The 836-nt window shown below is 43.5% G+C and carries 1 protein-coding gene; it reads right to left on the bottom strand.

All coding sequences use genetic code 11. The features are described 5' to 3' along the window. Positions 1-713, bottom strand: a 713-nt coding sequence (locus CGZ90_RS20230; protein WP_133063635.1) for a hypothetical protein, incomplete at its 3' end; no start/stop codon positions are given. Between the last annotated feature and the right edge of the window lie 123 nt (positions 714-836).

The raw sequence follows: 836 nt of genomic DNA on the forward strand, positions 1-836 counted from the left end.
GTTTTAACGAAAGGAGGATAGCGTGTTTCCTTTTTAACCAGTTCATAGTGCAGAGCATGTATTTCAAGTAAATAATCACGGATCATCGCAGAGCTCTGCAGTTCAGACGAGAGTGTATGCTGAACGATCGCTTTATCCTGCTGCTTTAATCCGGCTAAAAACATGACGATAAGCTGCTCTGGTGAAGCATTGGCAGCGTATTCCTCCAATTTTCCAGCTGCTTTGTAAACCATGAGCTGATGGGAAGGATCCATGTTTTCTTTCTTATGAGTGCGGCTGCCTTGAAAATGAATGCAAAAATGGCCTGGAAAGCCATTAGGCAGCGAACCTCTTCCGTGCGGCATCCCGTGCATGCTAGCTGCTATCAGCTGATCGTTGACAGGAATCAAAATGGCGCGTCTTCGCCAGCTCCATTTACCGTTGTATAAGTGCTTTAGCACAGCGGTGTCTCCATAGCTGAGGGGCTGTACATCAGCATGGCTGCTTCCGGCCCTTCGCTGGACTTTAAAATAGAAACCTGTTTCTTTATCGATCACAGTAAATATTGAACCTCGCGGCAAGAGCTGTTCCGCCTTTTTCCAAGGCACAGGATCGCCGTTTTGTATGAGCGGAAAATGTGTCGGGGGTTCGCTTGCATGTGCTTTTAATTCGGCTCCGAATAACGTCATTAAAATGCAGCAAATCATCAATGTCTTAATCATTTTCTTCATCATATACTCCTGATTTTAATGTTTGAATTTGTACAAAATAGCCATATGTTTTAGTGGGGCTAGACCATTAGCACACTTTTTCTTTTCTTAATATGCGATGTCATAATGTATTTCACACTCAAATTG

This window comes from Fictibacillus aquaticus, assembly GCF_002245695.1.
Lineage (GTDB): Bacteria > Bacillota > Bacilli > Bacillales > Fictibacillaceae > Fictibacillus > Fictibacillus aquaticus.